General features: G+C 60.1%; 17 protein-coding genes and 1 other RNA gene. 9 read left to right on the plus strand and 9 right to left on the minus strand.

Annotated elements, in window-relative coordinates; genetic code table 11:
* Nucleotides 1–2: 2 nt before the first annotated feature.
* The 6 genes from NAT49_RS09640 to ffs form a co-directional block, all read right to left on the minus strand.
* Nucleotides 3–296, minus strand: a complete 294-nt coding sequence (locus NAT49_RS09640; protein ID WP_251593623.1) for a YcgL domain-containing protein — start codon at nt 294–296, stop codon at nt 3–5.
* Nucleotides 293–1,444 carry a ribonuclease D gene (gene rnd / locus NAT49_RS09645; RefSeq protein ID WP_251593625.1) on the minus strand — a complete coding sequence of 384 codons (1,152 nt, stop codon included), beginning with the start codon at nt 1,442–1,444 and terminating at the stop codon, nt 293–295. The genes NAT49_RS09640 and rnd overlap by 4 nt, the downstream gene beginning before the upstream one ends.
* Nucleotides 1,437–2,039, minus strand: coding sequence for a recombination mediator RecR (gene recR, locus NAT49_RS09650; protein WP_251593633.1), 603 nt, complete (start codon nt 2,037–2,039; stop codon nt 1,437–1,439). The genes rnd and recR overlap by 8 nt, the downstream gene beginning before the upstream one ends.
* Nucleotides 2,039–2,365 (minus strand): YbaB/EbfC family nucleoid-associated protein, encoded by a 327-nt coding sequence (locus NAT49_RS09655; RefSeq protein ID WP_251593636.1) that lies wholly within the window; start codon nt 2,363–2,365, stop codon nt 2,039–2,041. The genes recR and NAT49_RS09655 overlap by 1 nt, the downstream gene beginning before the upstream one ends.
* A 35-nt stretch (nt 2,366–2,400) precedes the next feature.
* Complete coding sequence (dnaX, locus tag NAT49_RS09660; RefSeq protein ID WP_251593637.1) at nt 2,401–4,422, minus strand: DNA polymerase III subunit gamma/tau; 2,022 nt, start codon at nt 4,420–4,422, stop codon at nt 2,401–2,403.
* Nucleotides 4,423–4,580: 158 nt separating this feature from the next.
* Nucleotides 4,581–4,677, minus strand: an RNA gene (gene ffs / locus NAT49_RS09665) — signal recognition particle sRNA small type.
* Between the two features lie 186 nt (nt 4,678–4,863).
* Here ffs and NAT49_RS09670 point away from each other — a divergent pair.
* From NAT49_RS09670 to NAT49_RS09685, 4 genes are all read left to right on the plus strand, one after another.
* Nucleotides 4,864–5,535, plus strand: a complete 672-nt coding sequence (locus NAT49_RS09670; RefSeq protein WP_251593638.1) for a response regulator transcription factor — start codon at nt 4,864–4,866, stop codon at nt 5,533–5,535.
* The gene (locus NAT49_RS09675) at nt 5,532–6,911 is read left to right on the plus strand and encodes a sensor histidine kinase (protein WP_251593639.1); all 1,380 of its coding nucleotides are present in this window, start codon (nt 5,532–5,534) and stop codon (nt 6,909–6,911) included. The genes NAT49_RS09670 and NAT49_RS09675 overlap by 4 nt, the downstream gene beginning before the upstream one ends.
* A complete protein-coding gene (locus tag NAT49_RS09680) occupies nt 6,898–8,016 on the plus strand; it encodes an ABC transporter substrate-binding protein (protein WP_251593640.1) in 1,119 nt (372 codons plus the stop codon). The genes NAT49_RS09675 and NAT49_RS09680 overlap by 14 nt, the downstream gene beginning before the upstream one ends.
* 70 nt (nt 8,017–8,086) lie before the next feature.
* Nucleotides 8,087–8,848 carry a TlyA family RNA methyltransferase gene (locus NAT49_RS09685; protein ID WP_309619158.1) on the plus strand — a complete coding sequence of 254 codons (762 nt, stop codon included), beginning with the start codon at nt 8,087–8,089 and terminating at the stop codon, nt 8,846–8,848.
* Between the two features lie 27 nt (nt 8,849–8,875).
* Here the strand turns inward: NAT49_RS09685 and mscK are convergent, their stop codons facing one another.
* Nucleotides 8,876–12,205 (minus strand): mechanosensitive channel MscK, encoded by a 3,330-nt coding sequence (mscK, locus tag NAT49_RS09690; RefSeq protein WP_251593641.1) that lies wholly within the window; start codon nt 12,203–12,205, stop codon nt 8,876–8,878.
* Nucleotides 12,206–12,446: 241 nt separating this feature from the next.
* Here mscK and NAT49_RS09695 point away from each other — a divergent pair, with 241 nt between their 5' ends.
* Genes NAT49_RS09695 through NAT49_RS09710 form a run of 4 tightly spaced genes read left to right on the plus strand, consistent with a single transcriptional unit; the run spans nt 12,447 to nt 15,296 of the window.
* Nucleotides 12,447–14,219, plus strand: a complete 1,773-nt coding sequence (locus NAT49_RS09695) for a phospholipase A (protein WP_251593643.1) — start codon at nt 12,447–12,449, stop codon at nt 14,217–14,219.
* Between the two features lie 51 nt (nt 14,220–14,270).
* Entirely contained in the window at nt 14,271–14,609 is a 339-nt protein-coding gene (locus NAT49_RS09700) for an ElaB/YgaM/YqjD family protein (RefSeq protein WP_251593645.1), read from the plus strand.
* A complete protein-coding gene (locus NAT49_RS09705) occupies nt 14,609–15,004 on the plus strand; it encodes a phage holin family protein (RefSeq protein WP_251593647.1) in 396 nt (131 codons plus the stop codon). Before NAT49_RS09700 ends, NAT49_RS09705 begins: the two co-directional genes overlap by 1 nt.
* A complete protein-coding gene (locus tag NAT49_RS09710) occupies nt 14,991–15,296 on the plus strand; it encodes a YqjK family protein (protein ID WP_251593649.1) in 306 nt (101 codons plus the stop codon). Before NAT49_RS09705 ends, NAT49_RS09710 begins: the two co-directional genes overlap by 14 nt.
* Nucleotides 15,297–15,300: 4 nt before the next feature.
* Here the strand turns inward: NAT49_RS09710 and NAT49_RS09715 are convergent, their stop codons facing one another.
* Together NAT49_RS09715 and gnd are read right to left on the minus strand one after the other, a co-directional pair.
* Entirely contained in the window at nt 15,301–16,497 is a 1,197-nt protein-coding gene (locus NAT49_RS09715) for a BaiN/RdsA family NAD(P)/FAD-dependent oxidoreductase (RefSeq protein WP_251593651.1), read from the minus strand.
* Nucleotides 16,498–16,575: 78 nt separating this feature from the next.
* The gene (gene gnd, locus NAT49_RS09720) at nt 16,576–17,568 is read right to left on the minus strand and encodes a phosphogluconate dehydrogenase (NAD(+)-dependent, decarboxylating) (protein ID WP_251593653.1); all 993 of its coding nucleotides are present in this window, start codon (nt 17,566–17,568) and stop codon (nt 16,576–16,578) included.
* A gap of 245 nt (nt 17,569–17,813) precedes the next feature.
* On the opposite strand from gnd, the gene NAT49_RS09725 reads away from it, so the two are divergent.
* On the plus strand, nt 17,814–19,085 hold the full coding sequence (locus NAT49_RS09725) for an acyltransferase family protein (protein ID WP_251593655.1): 1,272 nt from the start codon (nt 17,814–17,816) through the stop codon (nt 19,083–19,085).
* The last annotated feature ends 31 nt before the right edge of the window (nt 19,086–19,116 follow it).

A 19,116-nucleotide genomic window follows, 5' to 3' on the forward strand; every position in this document is an offset into this window, starting at 1 on the left:
TCTCAGTAGCGCCCTTCGGTCGGTGTCCGGTACAGATCAAGCATCCCGGGCTCCTTGGCCGGCGGCATCTGAAGATAAAACCCCTGACTCATGATCGCGTCGAGTACCTTGGCGCCTGTGGTGCGCGCAAGCGTCTTGGTCCGCGTCATCAGAAGCGGCATCACGAACACCGGCGTCCCGAAATGCTCGGCCAGCGCCTCGGGAAGCTCCTTTAGATCATCGCCTCTGCGAACGTAGAGATACATCTCATCCCGGCGGGGGCTTTTATACACATCACACAAGAAAGGCTCGTTCATGAGGTGCTCCGTTCAAACGCGGCGGCAATATCGAGAATGGAGGTTGCCAGAAGCGCCCGGCGCCATTCAGTCGCGAACATGATCGGCGCACCCGACATGACCGCCGCAGTCCAGGTCTCCAGATCGCGTCGGTTGGCAACAAGCTCCGAAGGCAGGCCATGAGCCTCGGCCTTCTGATTCACGAGCTGCTTGAGCGACTTGAACACCTGCTTGAATTCGGCGCCAAGCGGGGATGGCGGCGGTGTTGGCAGCTCAGACTCGCTCAAGGCGGCTACGTCCTTGAGCGTTGCAAGCAGCGCGTCGCCCTCCTTCTTGACCACCGGCGGATGCATGCCCTCGATGGCGGCCAGTTCAAAGCGGTTTTTCGGCAAGTGCGTTGCCAGCTCAAACAACAGCGCATCCGTGGCCAGACGCTTTCTTGGCACGTCCCGGGCGCGAACCTCGGCTTCACGCCACTGACACAGCAGGCGGTACGCCTCGAACTGCCGCGGGTTCAGCCGCCAGATCTGACGATGACGCAGATGACGATCTTCATCGCCCTCCTCCCGCGTGGCCTTATCGATCTGGCGCTGGCACTCCTGCTCGAACCACTCGAGCAAACCGCGGTCGTCGAGCGCCTTGCGCTGCACCATCCAGATCGGCGACAGATAGGCCACATCGGCGCTTGCATAGGCGCACTGCACCTCAGACAACGGCCGCAGCGTCCAGTCAGACCGGGTGGCCTCCTTTGGCACATGGATATCCAGGTACCGCTCGACCAGTCGCTGATAGCTCAGCGCCGGCTCACCGGCGACAAACGCCTCGGCAAGCTGAGTGTCCGCGATCGGCTGCGGCACCGAGCCCAGCCAGTTGCGCAGCACCTCCAGATCTTCTGCGCAGGCGTGCAGGAGCTTGAGGGGGCCGGTCGGGCCTAGCAATTCCTTCAGGGCCTCGGTCGGTGTATCCAGTGCGATCATGTCGATCAGATACACTTGGGAGGCATTACCCAGCTGCAGGAGCGCAGGCTTTGGGTGAAACGTGGTTTCACGCAGAAATTCGGTATCGAGCGCCAGTACGTCCAGATCGCTCAGGACACGACAGGCCTCATCGAGCGCCTCGGGCGCATCGATCCAGATGCCGTTCGGTACGGCGGGGAGGTTATTACTCATTGAAAGGCTGTCGTCCCATGAATGCGCGGCTCAAGGTGCCACCGTCGACGTATTCGAGTTCACCGCCCATCGGTACGCCATAGGCAAGCCGAGACAGACGAATGCCACGCGGCTTGAGCTGCTGCGCCAGATAGTGGGCCGTGGCCTCACCCTCGACGGTCGGGTTGGTGGCAAGAATCACTTCATCGATGGCAGCGTCCTTGATCAAGGTGTCGAGATCATCAAGACCCAGATCATCAGGACCGATACCATCGAGTGGGGAAAGATGGCCATGGAGCACGAAATAACGGCCCCGGTATCCACCCGCCTCTTCGATCGCCAGCATATCGGCGGGCGATTCGACGATGCACAGAAGCTGATCGTCTCGGCGGGGGCTTTCACACAGCTCGCAAAACGTCTGCTCGGTCAGTGTGCGACAACGTGCGCAGTAACCGACTTCCTCGACGGCGCGCGCAAGGATGCGGGCAAGCTGAGCACCGCCTTCCCGGTCACGCTCGAGCACCTGCATCGCCATGCGCTGTGCGGTCTTCGGCCCGACGCCTGGCAGAACGCGCAGCGCGTCGAGCAGTTGATCGACAAGGGGCGAGAACGCCATTAGAACGGCATCTTGAAGCCGGGGGGAAGGTTCATGCCCTCGGTCACTTCGGACATGCGCTCCTTGGAGGTCGCCTCGACCTTGCGAACCGCGTCGTTGACGGCGGCGGCCAGCAGGTCTTCGAGAAACTCCTTCTCTTCGCTCATGACGGAGGGATCGAGATCGATCTTGGTCACGTCGTGACGCCCGTTCATGGTGACCTTGACCATGCCGGCACCGGATTCGCCATGCACTTCAAGCTTGGCCACTTCTTCCTGGGCCTGCTGCATTTTTTCCTGCATTTCCTGGGCCTGCTTCATCAGACCGCCCATGCCGTTCTTAAACATGTCTCTATCCTCGTCACTTGTGAGCACGCGCGTGCTCAAACATCGGGTTCGAACGAAACCACACTGGTCTCGATCAGATGGGCATCGAATGCCTGCGTCAATGATTGAATATGGGGATCATGCGTCAACGCATCAACTGCACGAGCCTGACGTTCTGCCATCAATCGGTCACGCTGACGCTTGGGGGTCTCGATGTGCTCCGGCACCGACTCAACCTCGAACTGCGTCTGCCGCGGCCAACCGATGGCCTCGAGCGCCTGTTCGAGCCGGCCCTGATGAACGTCTGAAAGCATCGCGCTTTGCGACGGCTCGAGCGCCAGTACCAGTCGCGTACCGTCATCGCGCTTGAGCGCGCAGTGCGCCATCAGGCTCGCCGTAAGGCCTCGAAGCTCGAGCCGGGGGAACAGCGCCAGCCACTGCGCGTGGGTCATGGCCCCGCAGGCGACCTCGGCGCCATCAGGCGTTGGGCGACTCCCATCGCAAGCCATCGAGGCGTCGTCTGATGTGGGCGCGAGGGGCGTCGCCGCATCAGGCGCCTCTGCCGTGTGTTCGTGTCCTGGCACGCTCTGACGTTCGGGCTCGGCCGGAGGAGGCGCGTCTGGATGCTCGCGGCGAGGCGTTTCCTGCGCCTGCGTCGAGGCCGGCGCCTCAAAATCTGCGTAGGCCGCCAGCGCCTCGTCACTCCAGGGCGGCGGTGCGTCCTGCGCGGGAGAGGCCTGCTCATTCGAGAACGCCTCTGGCGGCGCTGGCGTCGTCTCCGTAGCCATTGGCCGCTCGGGGTAAGGCTCGCTCGATTGCCGGGCTGGCGGCTCGGGCTCGGCTGGCGGCGCCGGCTGGGGTGAGGCGACGTCATCGGCGGATTCATTGGCCGCCGGGGCAGGCTCGAGAGTCGCCGGCCCCGCCTGAGGCGCATCGACCTCCGGGGCCGACGATGGCGTGATCGGCAGCGGCGTTTCCGGCGGCTTCGGCACGCCCTGCGGACGAAATGCCAGCATGCGCAAGAGCGTCATCTCAAGCGCGGCGCGCGGGTCCGGCGCCTGGGCCATGTCGGCGCGCCCTTGAAGGGCCATTTGATAATAGAGCTGTACGTCTTCGGCGGTGAAACGGCGAGCAAGCGCCTTGACGGCGTCTCGGTCACCGTGCGCGTTATCGAGCGCGTCCGGCACCATCTGAGCGATGGCCAACCGGTGAAACAGGCCCACCAGCTCATCGAGCACGCCGCTGAAATCCGGGCCCTGTTCGGCAAGCTCGGCAACCGTTGCCAGAAGCGCGCGGGCGTCCATCGATGCAAGCGATTCAGACAGCGCCATGACGTGATGATGATCAAGTGTTCCGAGCATGGACGCCACATCATCGCCGCGCACGGCGCCCTGACCGAACGCCACGGCCTGGTCGGTCAGCGACAGCGCGTCGCGCATCGAGCCATTGGCCGCCCGCCCCAGAAGCCACAGCGCACGCTCATCGAAGTCGACCTCTTCCCGGGTCAGAACGTGGGTCAGGTGCGAGACGACCTTCTCGGGCGGCATGTGCTTGAGCGCGAATTGCAGGCAGCGCGACAGCACCGTAACCGGCAGTTTCTGCGGGTCGGTAGTGGCCAGCAGAAACTTGACGTGGGGCGGCGGCTCCTCGAGCGTCTTGAGCAGGGCATTGAAACTGTGGGTGGAGAGCATGTGCACCTCATCCACCAGGTACACCTTGTAACGCCCTTGCGTCGGCGCGTACTGAACGTTGTCCAGGAGCTCGCGAGTGTCTTCGACCTTGGTGCGCGAGGCCGCATCGACCTCGATCAAATCGACGAAACGGCCCTCGTCGATGTCACGGCAGGTCGGGCACTGGCCGCACGGTGAGGAGGACACGCCCTGCTCGCAGTTGAGGCATTTGGCGAGGATTCTGGCAAGCGTGGTCTTGCCGACACCGCGGGTGCCGGTGAACAGATACGCGTGATGAAGTCGCCCCTGATCAAGCGCATTGATCAGCGCGCGCGAGACGTGGTCCTGACCGACCAGTTCATGAAAGGTGCGCGGCCGCCACTTGCGGGCCAGTACCTGATAGCTCATGTCACACTCGTTGTAGTCGCGAAACGCCAGTCAAGGACGCATGGAAATAAGACGCCGGTTCAGCGCCGTCGATGACGACGTATTCTATCGGGTGAGACCCCGAGAACAAAGCGGGATCGGCCAATACGGCAAAAGGCAGGGGCAGAAATGGAGGCGGCCCCGATCAGCCACATCCCGGCACACGACTCCATCGCTACCGTTGCTCCCTTCCGGGCCTGGCGGGGTTCGCGATTTCACGTTGCGGGAGGACCAAAAGGGGCCACCATAATTCGACGCGTGTGTTCCTGCGTCGACTGCGGGCGGCACTATATCAGCGCACGACCCCGAGCTCAAGTACAAACCAAGGTGGGATGCAGTCGAGGACAGGATGCGCCATCATAACGGCCTTCACGCCGGGCACGAGCAGGTGAATGGTTCAGACAAGCGATAAAGGATGACCCCATGGCTTTGCTGTTGATCGAAGACGATGCGCTGCTTGCACAGACGCTCACCACGCTTCTGACCGGTGAAGGCCGTGAGGTCGACCATCTCGCCGATGGCAACGCCGCTCTGGCGTGTATCGAAGACGCGGCCGCTGCCCGGTGGGAATTGCTCGTGCTCGACCTCAACCTGCCTGGCGCCAGCGGTCTCGAGATTCTCGAACGGTTCAGAGCGCTGGACGCCCACACGCCCGTGCTGATCCTGACCGCTCGCGCCGAAGTCACCGACCGAGTGCGCGGGCTCGATCTCGGCGCCGACGACTACATGACCAAGCCGTTCGCCATCGATGAGTTCGACGCACGGGTACGGGCGCTGCTGCGTCGTCGAGGCACTCTTGCCCCACATATCACGCTTGGCCCGCTTCGACTCGACACCGCCAGCCATACCTTCACCCTCGATGAGGCGCCGCTGAATCTTCCCCCACGCGAACAGCGGCTTCTTGCCTGCCTGATGCGTCACCATGGCAGCGTCATCGACCGGGCCACGCTTATACGCGAGGCCTTTGGCGACGACGAAACGCTCAAGGACGGCGCCCTCGATGTGTACCTGCACAGGCTTCGAAAGCGCCTGCCCGGTGATGCGCTTCTTTTGAAGACCGTACGCGGGTTCGGCTATTTGCTGGATACGCCATGATCCCTGCGCCAAGTCTGTTTCAGCGCGTCACGCTTGGGCTGCTGATTCCCTTGTTGATCGGGGGCATTGCCCTACTGGCCACGGCCTATGAAAGCGCCGAGCGCACCGCCAATGAAAACCTCGATCGCCTGCTCGATGCCGCCACCCGCGCCATGGCCGAACAGCTTCGCTGGCAAACGGACCGACTCTGGTTTGATGTGCCGGCGTCCGCACTCGATACCCTGGCACCAAGCGGTGACGAGCGTGTGTTCTATTCGTTGATCGGCCCGGACGGCACCCTCGTCAGCGGCAACGCCCACCTGCCTGCCCCGCCAAATCACTCGGATGACGCCTTCAAGGCCGACACGATCGCCTGGAATGGCATGACCATTCGGCTCGGCCAGCGCACCGTCATTCCCAGTGGCTGGACCACCCCACCGCGGTTCGATCTGCGGGTTGCACACACTCTGGAGGCGAGGCGCGCCTTGACCCAGGAACTTTTTCAGGGCTCGGCCCTTCGTATTTTGGGCCTTTTGGTTCTGGCATCGGTCTCCATCGTGGTCATCGTTCGGCGTGCCCTTCACCCGCTCAGACAACTCCGCTACGCACTCAGGCGCCGGTCGAGCGAGGATCTGGCGCCATTGACGCCGCCGCCGACGCGAGAGCTCAAGGAGCTGACCGGCGCCCTCAATGAGCTGCTCGCGCGCCTTCGCGCGATGCACGCCGAACAACAGCGCTTCATCGGCGACGCCTCTCATCAACTGCGAACGCCACTGTCAGGGTTGAGCGCGCATGCAGAGCTTGCCCTTCGAGAAACCGATCCGGCCAAATGGCGCGAAGCGCTCGAACGCCTTCACGACAGTAGCCGCCAGGCTGCGCGGCTTGCCAGCCAGCTTCTCTCCTACACCCGACTCAACCATCCCGACGCCCTTGAGGATGCGACCACGCTCGCACTGAATGCCTGCGCCCAGACCGCGGTCTCGGGCGCGTTCGCACGCCCCGAAGTTCGGCGCATCGACCTTGGACTCGCCCTGTGCTCACCGTCACCGCAGATTGTCGGCAGCGAGTGGGCTCTGGCTGAAGCCCTGGCCAACCTGCTCGATAACGCCCTTCACGTAGGCGCCACCCACATTACCGTCGGCACGCTCGATGCGCCGCCAAGGCTTTGGGTCGAGGATAACGGCCCAGGCATCGACCACAGCCTGAGCGATGACCTCACGCGACCCTTTCAGCGCGGCACCAGCGCCTATCCGGGAAGCGGCCTGGGGCTTGCGATCGTCAGCGGCATCGCACGCGCGCACAAGGCCACCCTCGACTTCGACCGCCCCGAACAGCACCAGGGCCTTCGCATCACGCTCACGTTCGCGTTCAATGAGGTCGCTCATGAGACTGACTAGCCGTTTTTGGCGCGCCGGCGCACTGTTTCTACTGGCGTGCAGCTTGATCGGCCCGCGCGCCTACGCCGCGGACATCGTGCTTAACGCGCCGAGCACGCCGCAGCAGCGGCTCGTGATCGATGGCGCCATCGATCCAAGGCTCATCGAGCCGGTACTCAAGGCCTTTCAAAGCACACACCCCCACGTGGCGGTTCACTATCGCAACCGCACGACCGAGGCGCTGTTCACGACCTACCTGGCCGACCCTGAGCGTCAACAAAGCGCCGATCTGGTGCTTTCCTCGGCCATGGCCGCCCAATACCTGCTTGCCAACAACGGCCACGCTCAGTCACTTGGTGACGCGATCGACCCCAATTGGCCAAAGGAGGCCCGCTGGCGCAATGAACTGGTCGCACTCAGCTTCGAGCCGATCGTGATGGTCCTGCGCACCGATCTTCTTCCCAAGGGCACACCTCCGGTGAGCCATCAGAGCCTGCTCGATTACCTGAACGCACACGCCGCAACGCTTGACGGCAAGGTCGTCACCTATGGCCCGGCCATCAGCGATACCGGCTTTACCTTCGCGGTGCAGGATGCCCGCCAATCGCCGCGCTACTGGTCGCTGGTCAAGGCACTCGGCCAGGTGCATGCTCACCGCACCGCCTCGACGCAGGCCATGCTCGATGGCTTGAGCGAAGGCCGCTTCGTGCTCGGCTACAACCTGATCGGCTCCTATGCCCGTCTGGCCGCACGGCAGGACCCAAGACTTCGGGTCGTGATTCCGAGCGACTATGCTCTGGTGGTCAAGCGGCTCGCGTTCATTCCCCGTAACGCGCCGTCTCCGGACATGGCCCGGGCGTTTTTGCGCTACGTCACGTCCCGGCCGGCCCAGGCGCGCATCGCAGCCGATGGGTTGATCGGTGCTCTGCATCCCGCGCTCGATCAGGCTGGCACCGCTGAGCGGCTGCTTCGAACCCACCCACACCTTCGTCCCATCCGCCTGAGCCCGGGGCTGATGACACTGATCGACCCGATGAAACGCGACAGCGTGGTCAGCCGGTGGCGCAGCGCGTTCAATGCCGCCCCCTCGACTACCGTTGCGCCAAACGGCCCGCCCCCGCCGTGACAACGGCGCTAGAACACGGCATGCTTGGCCGTTTTTCGATCAAGGGAAATGTGTCGATGAGGGTGTATCGATGGGTCTGATTCGAGCCGATCAGTTACTGGTCGTTCAGGGGCTTGCGCGTTCACGAACCCGAGCGCAGCGCCTGATTCGCAATCACCGGGTGTTCATCGAGCACCAGGGCGCCTGGGTAGCCGTGACCAAGGTCAGCGAAAAGCTGGCAGACACCACTGTCTTTTACATCGAGACAGACCCGGAGGAGCGTTTCGTCTCACGCGCCGGGCTGAAGCTCGACGCATTGCTGGCGCAAAGTGGCGTTTCACTCAAGGGGTTGGTGGTGCTCGACGTGGGACAGTCGACCGGTGGTTTTACCGACTGCGCCCTGAATCATGGCGCCGCCAGCGTCATTGGCGTCGAGGTCGGCCACGATCAACTGGTCGAGCCGCTCAAATCGGACCCGCGGGTGACCTGTCTCGAGGGCATCAATGCGCGCACGCTGACTCAGGCGACGCTGTCAGCGTACACGCCGAACGGGCCTGACGCGGTGGTGATGGACGTCTCCTTTATCTCCCAGACGCTGATCCTGCCGGCCCTCGCGGCGCTGATGCGTCCGGGCACGCCGCTGCTGTCGCTGGTCAAACCCCAGTTCGAGCTCTCCCCCGAGGCCATCAATACCAAGGGACTGGTCCGATCACTCGATGCCTACGACGACGTACGCGCCCGCGTTCTAACGTGCTGTCAGACCCACGGCCTTTCACCTGAGCTCTGGATCGACAGCCCGATCACCGGCGGCGACGGCAATCGGGAATTTCTGCTGTACGCTCGACGCCTCTGAGCGCATCGAGCGCTTTGCAGACCTCCATCACGTTGATGCCGGCGCGCCGTCGTCGGCGCCTTTTGAATCGACGCAGCGTGCCTGACCATCCCGACTATGAAGCCAGACATCCATCTGCTGAAATGCGATCCGAATGCCGGCCTCGCGGAAGGTGCGGTCCACGGTGCGGTTGAGTTCGTCGGTCACCGGCAGCCGATCGCCCAGGTCACTCACGTGTACGCGCACCTCGAAATCGAAGGCGTTGACACCGTAGGCCATGCAGAACACCAGCGGCTCCGGGTCTTTCAGTACACGCGGGTTGTCGGTACAGGCCGTCATCAATAGCCGATGCACCTGATCGAGATCAGCCCCGTGCGACACACCGAACTTCAGCACCACCCGGGTGATGTTGTCCGACAGCGACCAGTTGATCAGCCGGTCAGTGACGAACGTCTTGTTCGGGATGATGATTTCCTTGCGGTCGAAATCCGTGACCGTAGTCGCGCGGATGCGAATCCGGCTGACCACGCCATGAAGCTCACCAAGTGTAATGGTGTCACCGATGCGGATCGGGCGTTCGAACAGAATGATCAACCCCGAAATGAAGTTGGCAAAGATCTCCTGTAGCCCGAAGCCGAGCCCGACCCCGAGCGCGGCTACCAGCCACTGGAGCTTGCTCCAGGAGACTCCGAGCGAGCCGAGAGCGTACACAAAGCCACCCGCCACGATGACATACGATAACAGCGAGGTCGCCGCGTATGCGGTACCGGGCTTCAGCGACAGCCGTGACAGCACCATGACTTCCAAAAGCCCTGGGAGGTTACGCGCCATGACCGACGTCAGCCCGACCGTCGCCAACGCGATCAGAACATCCGCGACCGAAATATCGGTAGGTGTGCCGGTGGCGGCATCGGTTGGGTGAATCGTCCAGACCGTAACCGTATTCAGATACGACAGCACCGTCAGCAGATCAGCCCAGATGGCGTAAAGAATGGCGCTGAACGACAGCACCAGAATCAGCTTAGAAAGTCTCAGTGACTGCTGGTTGACCTGCTCCATATCAAGCGGCGGCTCCTCGATCATCTCGAGCCCGCCACCCTCGGCACCTTCCTGCACCTGTGCCCGTCGGCGAGCGACCGCCCGGCGGTAGGCAAGCCGCCGGGCCGCGACGGCAAGCCCGCGCACCACGCTTGCCTCCACCACGATCCACAGCGCAAAGATATAGAGCGTATTGATAAAGCGTCCGCAGAGTCTCAGGGCAGTGTATTCATAGCCAAGACACACCAGCACCGTCAGCGCCAGCGGCACGCAGGCAAGCGAGAGCCCCAAAAGCAATCGAAAGAGCCGCACCCCCATGTAGGGCGTATGCGCCAGCACCACTCGGGCCATGTACACACTCATGCCGATAAACCCGCCAATCAGCACGATGAGCGCCAGCGGGTGCTCGGCAAGCAGGCTCTCGGCCCGCTCGGCAAGCGTTGTGATCAAAATCACCGGCACCAGTGCGATACCAAGCCACAAAAGATAGCGACGAAGCAGCGCCACATACCCGGGCGCCCAGTGAAAGTGACGCTCGGCGACGCCATCGCGAACCAGGAGCCGTCGCATCAGCCCGAACACGCCCCAGGCAAGCGCCAGACGCAGAAACGCCTCGCCGAGCGACTGGGCAAGCCCTTGCCCGCCATAGAAAAGCCCGCCGCCGAGCGAGCCCATAAGCAGCGGCCCGGTCGAGGACAGCACCCAGTTCATCGAGATGGCTTTTGGAGTGTGGAGCTGACTGTCGCGCTTGAGGCGGCCGACCTCATTGTGAAGCACAAGAAGCCGCGCCTTGATCCGACGCCTGAAGAACGCAAGGGTCAGTGCAAGCCCGAGCGGCAAAACCATGAACCAGGCGTTGGCCGAGGGGCGCTGCCAAAGGCTTTTCATGGCGTCCATCCACTCCGGGTCGACAGCGTCCTGCCACACGGCACTTGGAAGCCCTGCCAGCCAGTTAAGCCCCAAGGGCTGGCCATTAGCCGCCCAGAACAGTTGCTCCTGAATGGTCTGGCGAACCGATTTTGAAATCGCGATCAGCTGCTGCTGACTGAGCTGCAGGTCGATCGCACGCCCCAGAAGGTTGCCATATTCCCGGTCGAGCTGGTCGACCACATCCCGGCGTGCCTGATAGAGCTCTCGAAGGCTTTGCTTGAGTTCGGCAGGCGTATTGGTGGCGTCGGCTTTTTTAAGCTGTTCTGCCAGATAGGTGTCGAGATTCGAGAGTTGATCGCGCGTCTGCGCCAGATCGAACTGCTTCAAACGAACCTGCCCGATTTCCTCATTGAGACCGCGCTCGATATCGACATCATCGAGCGTATTGCGCTGCTGGCGCAGCAGTTTCGACAGAAGCAAACTGCCGCGCACGGCTTCGATCTGTTCGTTGAGCGTGCGTTGCACCTGTCGCACCCGATCAAGCTCGGTGCTGGCCTCGATGCTTTCACGTATCAGGGTGTTGACCCGGTCCGTGGTGGTCAGAAGCTGCTGGCTGAGTTCACGGTTGCGGGCGCGGGCGGCGTCGATAATCGGCGAATCCATTCGGGCATCGCCCTCGGTGCGAGTGGCATCGACGATGGCCTGCTCGGACTGGTCGCGCCGCTTCTGATTGATCAGGGACTGCAACACCAGAAGTCGGTTGTTGAGCTGCTCGATCTGCCGGGCAAGCAACTCGCGCTGGGCCTGAGCCGTGTCTCGAAGCTGGGTGTTGTGTTCGAGCTGATACCGCTTGTAGCGAATTCGGGTCTCAAGCAGCACCTGACGGACCTGCTGCGCCTGACGCTTGAGGTCATCAGCGCCTTGTTCGCCGTCACGCGAGCGGCCCTGCCGCGAGGTCTCGATCGATTGAAGCTCGGCCTGCGCCTGACTGATGGTCGACTGCGCCCGTTCCGGCAGTGTCTGGGCATTGATGAGCGCGCGATTGATATCGGCAAGCGTGCTCTGATGCGACTTGAGTTCATCGACGGCCTTTTCGGCGCGCTGCGCCAACTCATCAAGCGACCTGCTGGCGAGTCCGTCGCGATCAACATCGTTCGCTCCCAGACTATCGAGCGCTCGTCGGTAGCGCTGTTCACGTTCGGCCGCGGTCGTGACACGCCGTTCGATCTGGTTGAACTGGTCCTTAATATCGGACAAGGCAAGCAGGTCATCCCGCGTGGCCTGAAGCTGCTCGATGCGCTCACGTTCGTCGGCCGTGGGTGAGGCCTTGTCGGTGAGCTTTTCAAGCTGTTGTTCGACGGTTGAGCGCTCGGGCAACGCCTGCGCCGCCTCGGCAAGCGATGCACGCGTACCGCTTAAAACCAGCACCACAATGGCGGTCATCATCATGATCGCACGACACAAGGACATAGCACCCTACTCACCTGAAAAGACAGGCCGTTATAGTACTGGCCGCCGAGACTCCATAAAAGTGGTGTCCCGATGCACGTCACACACTGCTCACGGCTTGAGCGCAACGTCAAGCGCCGGCTTAACAGCTAGGGTGAAGTCTTGGAAGGACATAGAGCTTGAACACGCGACTGGATATACTGCGCGCGTTCATATCATTTAAGGGGCGCAGGGCCCCTGCTTGTTATTCAGGGTAGGTGTCATGGCCTCTTATATTCGATCCGCCGCTGTTTCGTCGCTGGGGCTTCTTGCAGCCTCGGGCGCCACATGGGCCCAGCCGGCAGCCGACACGCCGGAAGGCCAGGTCAAGCAAGAAGTCGAGGTTCGTCGGGCGCTTGAAAGCGACGCGGAAAAAAACCCGCTGGCCATCATGGTTCATCGTCGCAACTATTTATTGCCGTGGACCTACAACACCCACCCCAATGCCGACAGCTTCCGCAACATCAATAGCGATGCCGGCATCGACCGAAACGAGGTCGAGTTTCAGCTCAGCTTCAAGATCAAGCTGCTGGATAACATGCTCTACCATAACGGCGATCTTTATTTCGGTTATACCCAGCGCTCGTGGTGGCAGGCCTACAACAATGACGCCTCTTCCCCCTTTCGCGAAACCAATTACGAGCCGGAAATCTTTGCCAACTTCGAAAACAGTCTGACCCTGTTTGGCTGGACCAACACCCTGAACCGTGTGGGCGCAGTGCACCAATCCAACGGCCGCAGCGACCCCCTGTCCAGAAGCTGGAACCGACTGTACGCTGAAAGCATTTTCCAGCGTGGCAGCTGGTGGTTCAGCGTCAAACCGTTCTGGCGCGTGCCTGAAAGCGCCGATGAAGACGATAACCCCGATATCGAGAATTACGTCGGTTACGCCGACGTCATGCTTGGCTATGCAAAAAATGGCCAGGAAGTGACCTGGTCGCTCAAGGGCAATCCGTCCAAGGGCCATTACGGCAACCAGATCGACTACTCATTTCCGCTTTATGACAAGCTCAGGGGCTTTCTAACCTATTACAACGGCTACGGCGAGAGCCTGATCGACTACGATCACTACACTCGCCGAGTCGGCCTTGGTGTCAGCTTCAACGCCTTTTCAGCCGGTCTGCCCCAGGCAACCGACCATGCTCCGCTGCCGATTCACGCCTCATCGCCTGCGACACCAAACGAGACGACCCGTCTTCGCAGTGAATTTCAGCGAAGCGCCAATGACAACCCGCTGGCAATCTCGGTCTACAAGCGCAACTACCTGCTGCCACTGACCTACAATTTCCGACCCAATCAGAAGTATTTCCGCAACATCGGCGATGGTGAAGAGGTTGACAACACCGAAGCGAAGTTCCAGTTGAGCTTCAAGGTCAAGGTGCTCGATAACATCTTCGAGGACAATGGTGATCTCTATTTCGGCTACACCCAACAGTCCTGGTGGCAGGCCTACAACGACGATGCCTCATCGCCGTTTCGAGAGACCAATTATGAACCCGAGGTCTTTGCAAGTTTCGACAACAACTGGACGCTATTTGGCTGGACCAACACGCTGAACCGCGTGGGTTTTGCCCATCAGTCCAACGGCCGCAGCGCCCCGCTTTCAAGAAGCTGGAATCGGGTTTATTTCTCCACCACGCTCCAACGCGGCAACTGGTGGGTGAGCGTCGAACCACACTGGCGTATTCCCGAAGATGACGGGCACGACGACAACCCGGATCTGGAACACTATATCGGTCACGCGGAAACCATGATCGGCTACACCAACAGTGGCTACGAAGTCACATGGACTGCCAAGGGCAACCCCAACACGGGCAAGTACGGCAACCAGGTCGACTATTCCTTTCCGCTTTATGGGAAGCTTCGTGGGTTCGTACAAGCCTATGAAGGCTATGGTGAAAGTCTGATCGACTACGATCATTACAGCCGGCGCATCGGCTTGGGCGTCAGTTTCAACGCATATCAGGCCGGGATGCCTGGATACATTGAACACTGAGAAGTCGGTGCTATGCTTGGTGAGCAACCTTACGTCAACGGAGGACATTACATGGCCATGCAACCGATCGATCCAAACGATCCGAAATCCAACGAAGTCAGCAAGGAACAGCTTTATGACGATCTGCGTCAGCTGTCACAGACCGTCGAAGAGCTGATGCAGGCCACAGCGGACGATTCCCGCGAAAATGTCTCCAAACTGCGTGAACGCGCCGAGCTTCGTTTGAACGAAGCCCGCGAGCGACTGAGCCAGAAAGGTGAAGTGGTACGCGAGCAGGCGATGGAAAAATTCGACTGCGCCGATCATTACGTTCACGAAAACCCCTGGTCCAGCGTCGGTATCGCCGCGGGTGTAGGTGTTGTCGTCGGTCTGTTGCTCGGGCGGCGCTGATGGCAGAACAAAACGGTCCCCTGGAACGTTTGTACGGCTCGGCGCGCAATGCGCTGAGCTCCCTCATCGGGGCAGGCGAAACTCGCCTGCGTCTTCTAGTGATCGAACTCGAGGAAGAGCGCGCTCGTTTAGTCGTCATGCTGCTGCTTTCCGGAATCGCGATGCTTTTGATCGCTTTCGGTATCGGCATGTTGATGCTGTTGATCATCGTGGCCTTCTGGGAAAGTCATCGACTCATGGCCATCGGCGTTTCATCGGGGGTCTTGATCGTACTTGGGCTTTTGTTTGCCTGGCGCGTCAAAGCCATCGCCAAACGACCGAGCTTTCTGAAATCGACGCTGCAGAACTTGGGTGAAGATCGCTATCACCTGGAGCAACGCCGTGAAACTTCTTGAACTCGAACGCCAACGCGAAGCCCTCCAGCATCAGATCATGCAGGACAGGCTGGATATCGTTCACGCAAGCCAGCAGTGGCGTGAAGCGAGCCAGCCCCTTGATCGAGCCTGGCTCAAGGTCGCCCGCTACAAAGGCGTTGCGTTGACGATGATCAGCTTGGGCACGGCATGGAAAGCACGCCGTAATCGCAAGCAAAGCCCGAAAAACAAGAAAGGGCTTGCAGGCGTCATGCGAAAAGTCATGCTCGGCTACACCCTTTACAATCGCGGCAAGGGGCTGATCAAGCGTTGAAACATCATTTTTTCAATGCATTACCGCATGCGACACCAGACGCCCAGGCCCATTGAAAGTTGTGGCCGCCCAGTTGGCCGGTCACATCAAGCACCTCGCCGATAAAATAGAGACCAGGCTGCAGCTTGGCTTCAAGGGTTTTTGACGAAACCTCATGCGTATTCACCCCGCCCAGAGTGACCTCAGCCGTTCGCCACCCTTCCGTACCTGATGGCGTAAGACGCATTGCATTGAGTAACGCACCGATCCGCTCACAGTGCGCATTGGAAAGCTCTGCAAAGGTGCATTCCAATTCGAACCACTCAGCCAATGCCCCAGCCAACCGCTGAGAAAGCTTCTCTTTAAGCCATGTCGACACCCGCCGCCTGGGCATACTCATGCGACGCTCCTTCAGGGTTTCAGAAGCATCGGTATCCGGCAGCCAGTTGATCGTAATCGGCGTACCGGCCTGCCAATGGGTCGATGCTTTCAATATCACCGGGCCGGATAAGCCGCGATGAGTCATCAGTAGCGGTTCACGATAATGAACACCCCCACATTCCACATCGACATCTGCCGTAATGCCGGCAAGCTCCGAAAATCGATCTTTCCAGAGGTCGCTGAAAGTAAACGGTACCAGTGCTGCAGTCGTTGGCAACACCTCGAGCCCGAACTGACGAGCAAGCTCATAGCCGAACCCACTTGCCCCCATCGACGGAATCGAAAGCCCTCCTGTTGCGACGACCAAAGAGCGTGCCACGACGCGCTCTTTCGGCGTCGCAAGGGTGTAGCATGCGTTTTCATCACACCAGTCGACACTCTCGATCGACGTCTTGAGCCGAAGCTCGACACCAGCCCAATCGCACTCTGTTAAAAGTACATCGAGAATGGCCTTGCTGGACGTGGCGCTAAACAGCTGACCTGCCGCCTTTTCGACGTACTCGACGCCATGACGCTCGATCAACTCGACAAAGTGCGCGGGCGTATAGCGCTTAAGCGCTGAAATGCAAAAATGGGGGTTTTGCGAGAAGAAATCAGTCGGCGCTGAATTGAGGTTCGTGAAGTTGCAGCGCCCCCCTCCGGACATAAGAATTTTTTTGCCGGGCTTGTTGGCATGGTCAAGCACCAGCACCGAACACCCCCGATAGCCCGCCGTCAAAGCGCACATCAGCCCGGCCGCGCCGGCACCGATAATAACGACGTCCCACGTCGAGTCATTCATATCGTGTCGTTGATCCATAAACTAAAAAAACGACGCTGCACTGGGCAGCGTCGTTTGTCATCAAATCCTACCGTGGTATTACTTGGAGGACGCGTCGGGCGGTGTTTCCACGTGGCCGCCAAACTGCTTGCGCATTGCTGACAGCAGTTTTTCGCCATAGGTATTGTCCGAGCGAGAGCGGAAGCGCGTGAACAGCGCCGCCGAAAGCACGTTGGCCGGCACCGCTTCCTCGATGGCCGCCTCAATGGTCCACCGGCCTTCGCCAGAATCGTTGACCTTACCGGTATATTGCTCAAGGTCGTTGTCTTCGGCCAGCGCGATCGACGTAAGATCCAAAAGCCATGAAGAGATGACGCTGCCGCGACGCCAAAGCTCGGCGATGTCGGCAAGCTCGAGGTCATAGCGCATGTTGTCGGGCAATTCTTCCTTGCCGCGGCTTTTCAGAATATCAAAACCTTCGGCAAACGCCTGCATCATGCCGTATTCAATGCCGTTATGGACCATCTTCACGAAGTGGCCCGAGCCGTTGGGTCCACAATACATGTACCCCTGCTCGACACGGGGGTCGCGAGTTTCGCGACGCGGGGTCTTGTCGATGTCACCCACACCCGGCGCCAGCGTTTCGAAAATCGGGTCAAGACGGTCGACGACGTTCTGCTCGCCTCCGATCATGAGGCAATAGCCACGCTCACGACCCCAGACACCGCCGGATACGCCAACGTCGATATAATGGATACCCGCTTCCTGGAGCGACTCCGCACGACGTACGTCATCCTTGAAATTGGCATTGCCGCCATCGATCAGAACGTCATCGCTTGAAAGCTTACCCTTCAGGGTTTCAACCGTCTGCTCGGTCACGTCACCGGCCGGCAGCATCAACCAGATGGCCCGGGGGGCCGGCAGTGCCTCGACCAGCTCGTCGAGCGAGGCTGCTGTCTGTGCGCCGTCATCACCAAGCGTTGCAACGGTGTCGGCATTGGCATCGAACACCACACATTCGTGTCCAGCATCCATTAAGCGCCGTGCGATGTTGGCCCCCATGCGGCCAAGCCCAATAATCCCTAATTTCACGAATACGCTCCTTGATTGCGCTCAGTAATAGGTCATCTGTCGGAGTCGACTCCGCGATGGCTTCATACTAGCAAAAAGTGCTTTTTTACGGCTATGCCCTTTCACCATTACAGCAGAAACCCTGAAAGGACACGCCTTTAATGTAACTTAACGCACATATAAGTAACTCTAGGAAACCGAACCTGCACAGCAGCCAACTCTAATTCGGGAGGATGATATGTGAAATATTTCCCGGGATGGATCCTATGGCTGCACCAAAAGAAAACCTTGTTGCCCTGGATGGCTTGCGCTTCGGCCTCGCCATCTATCTGGTTCTTTTTCACACCTTCAAGAACTATCCTGAAATCGAATCGATTCCCTGGCTTCACAGCCTGTTGAGTCTGGGCTTTTTCTCGACCAGTGCCTTTTTCGTACTGTCGGGCTTTTTGCTGACCCACGTCTACCTCGGACGCAAGCAACAGGCCATTGCCAAGCGCGATTTTTTCATAAAGCGCCTCACCTCGCTTTACCCGATCCATATCTTTGCACTGGTGCTTGCCATCCCGCTGGCAATGACAGCCTCCGGTAACCTTGGAAGCGTCATGGTCGACCATAACGTCAACGGATGGTCGAGCATCGCGCCGGATACAACCGCCTATGCACTGAGCTTCCAGGGCCTTTTGGCCAATATCGGGCTGAACCTGACGCTGCTGCAGGCGTGGAACCCATGCTACACGCTCTTCAACCAACCGGCATGGTCACTGTCAGCACTGCTGTTTTTCTACATCTGCTTCCCATATATGGCCCCCCGACTCAACGCGACGCGTCGGCCGACACTTTTGCTGGTTGCCGTTTGCACTCTCTACGCTCTGCCGGCGTTCTACATGTTTTTCAGCAACACGGTCACACCCATGGCCCACGGCTTGATGCACCGCAACCCGATTATTCGTCTGCCCGAGTTCCTCTCCGGTATTCTGCTCTACACCCTTTACCGCGCACGGCCGGCCTGGCTCTCGACCCTTTTAAGCCCGAATGGCAAGCGCGCGACCACCGTCTTCATCGTGGCCTGCTTCGTGGCAACCGCCCTGCTGTACCGTTTTGTCGGCGGTCAGTGGTACTACCTCGCTCATAATGGCCTGTTGCTGCCATCTCAGCTGGCGCTGGTCCTTCTCTGCGCCGACGCCAACTGGCAGCTCGGTACCACCGCACGTCAATGGCTGTCGCGTCTGGGCGTGGCGTCGCTTTCAATCTTTGCGCTGCATATTCCGCTTCAAATGGTCGCGTCCAAGGCTGAAAAGGTGTTGTACGCTGGCTGGGAGGTCATGACCACGTCCGCGCCGATTTCTGAACTTGCCCAAATTGCCATGAGCGCTGACCGTTCGATCTGGATGTACCCCATGTATATGGGCGTCTTGCTGATTAGCTGCATCCTGTTTCAGGAAAAGGTGGTCACCCGTACCCGCGATATGCTGAGAGCGCGCCTGCTCCCGCGCAAGCAGCGAAAAAGCGCCTACCCACACCATGCTGATTACAAATAAATAGATTGGATCCCGTTTCGCTTGGCGAAAT

It is taken from the genome of Larsenimonas suaedae, from assembly GCF_023712105.1.
GTDB classification, from domain to species: domain Bacteria; phylum Pseudomonadota; class Gammaproteobacteria; order Pseudomonadales; family Halomonadaceae; genus Larsenimonas; species Larsenimonas suaedae.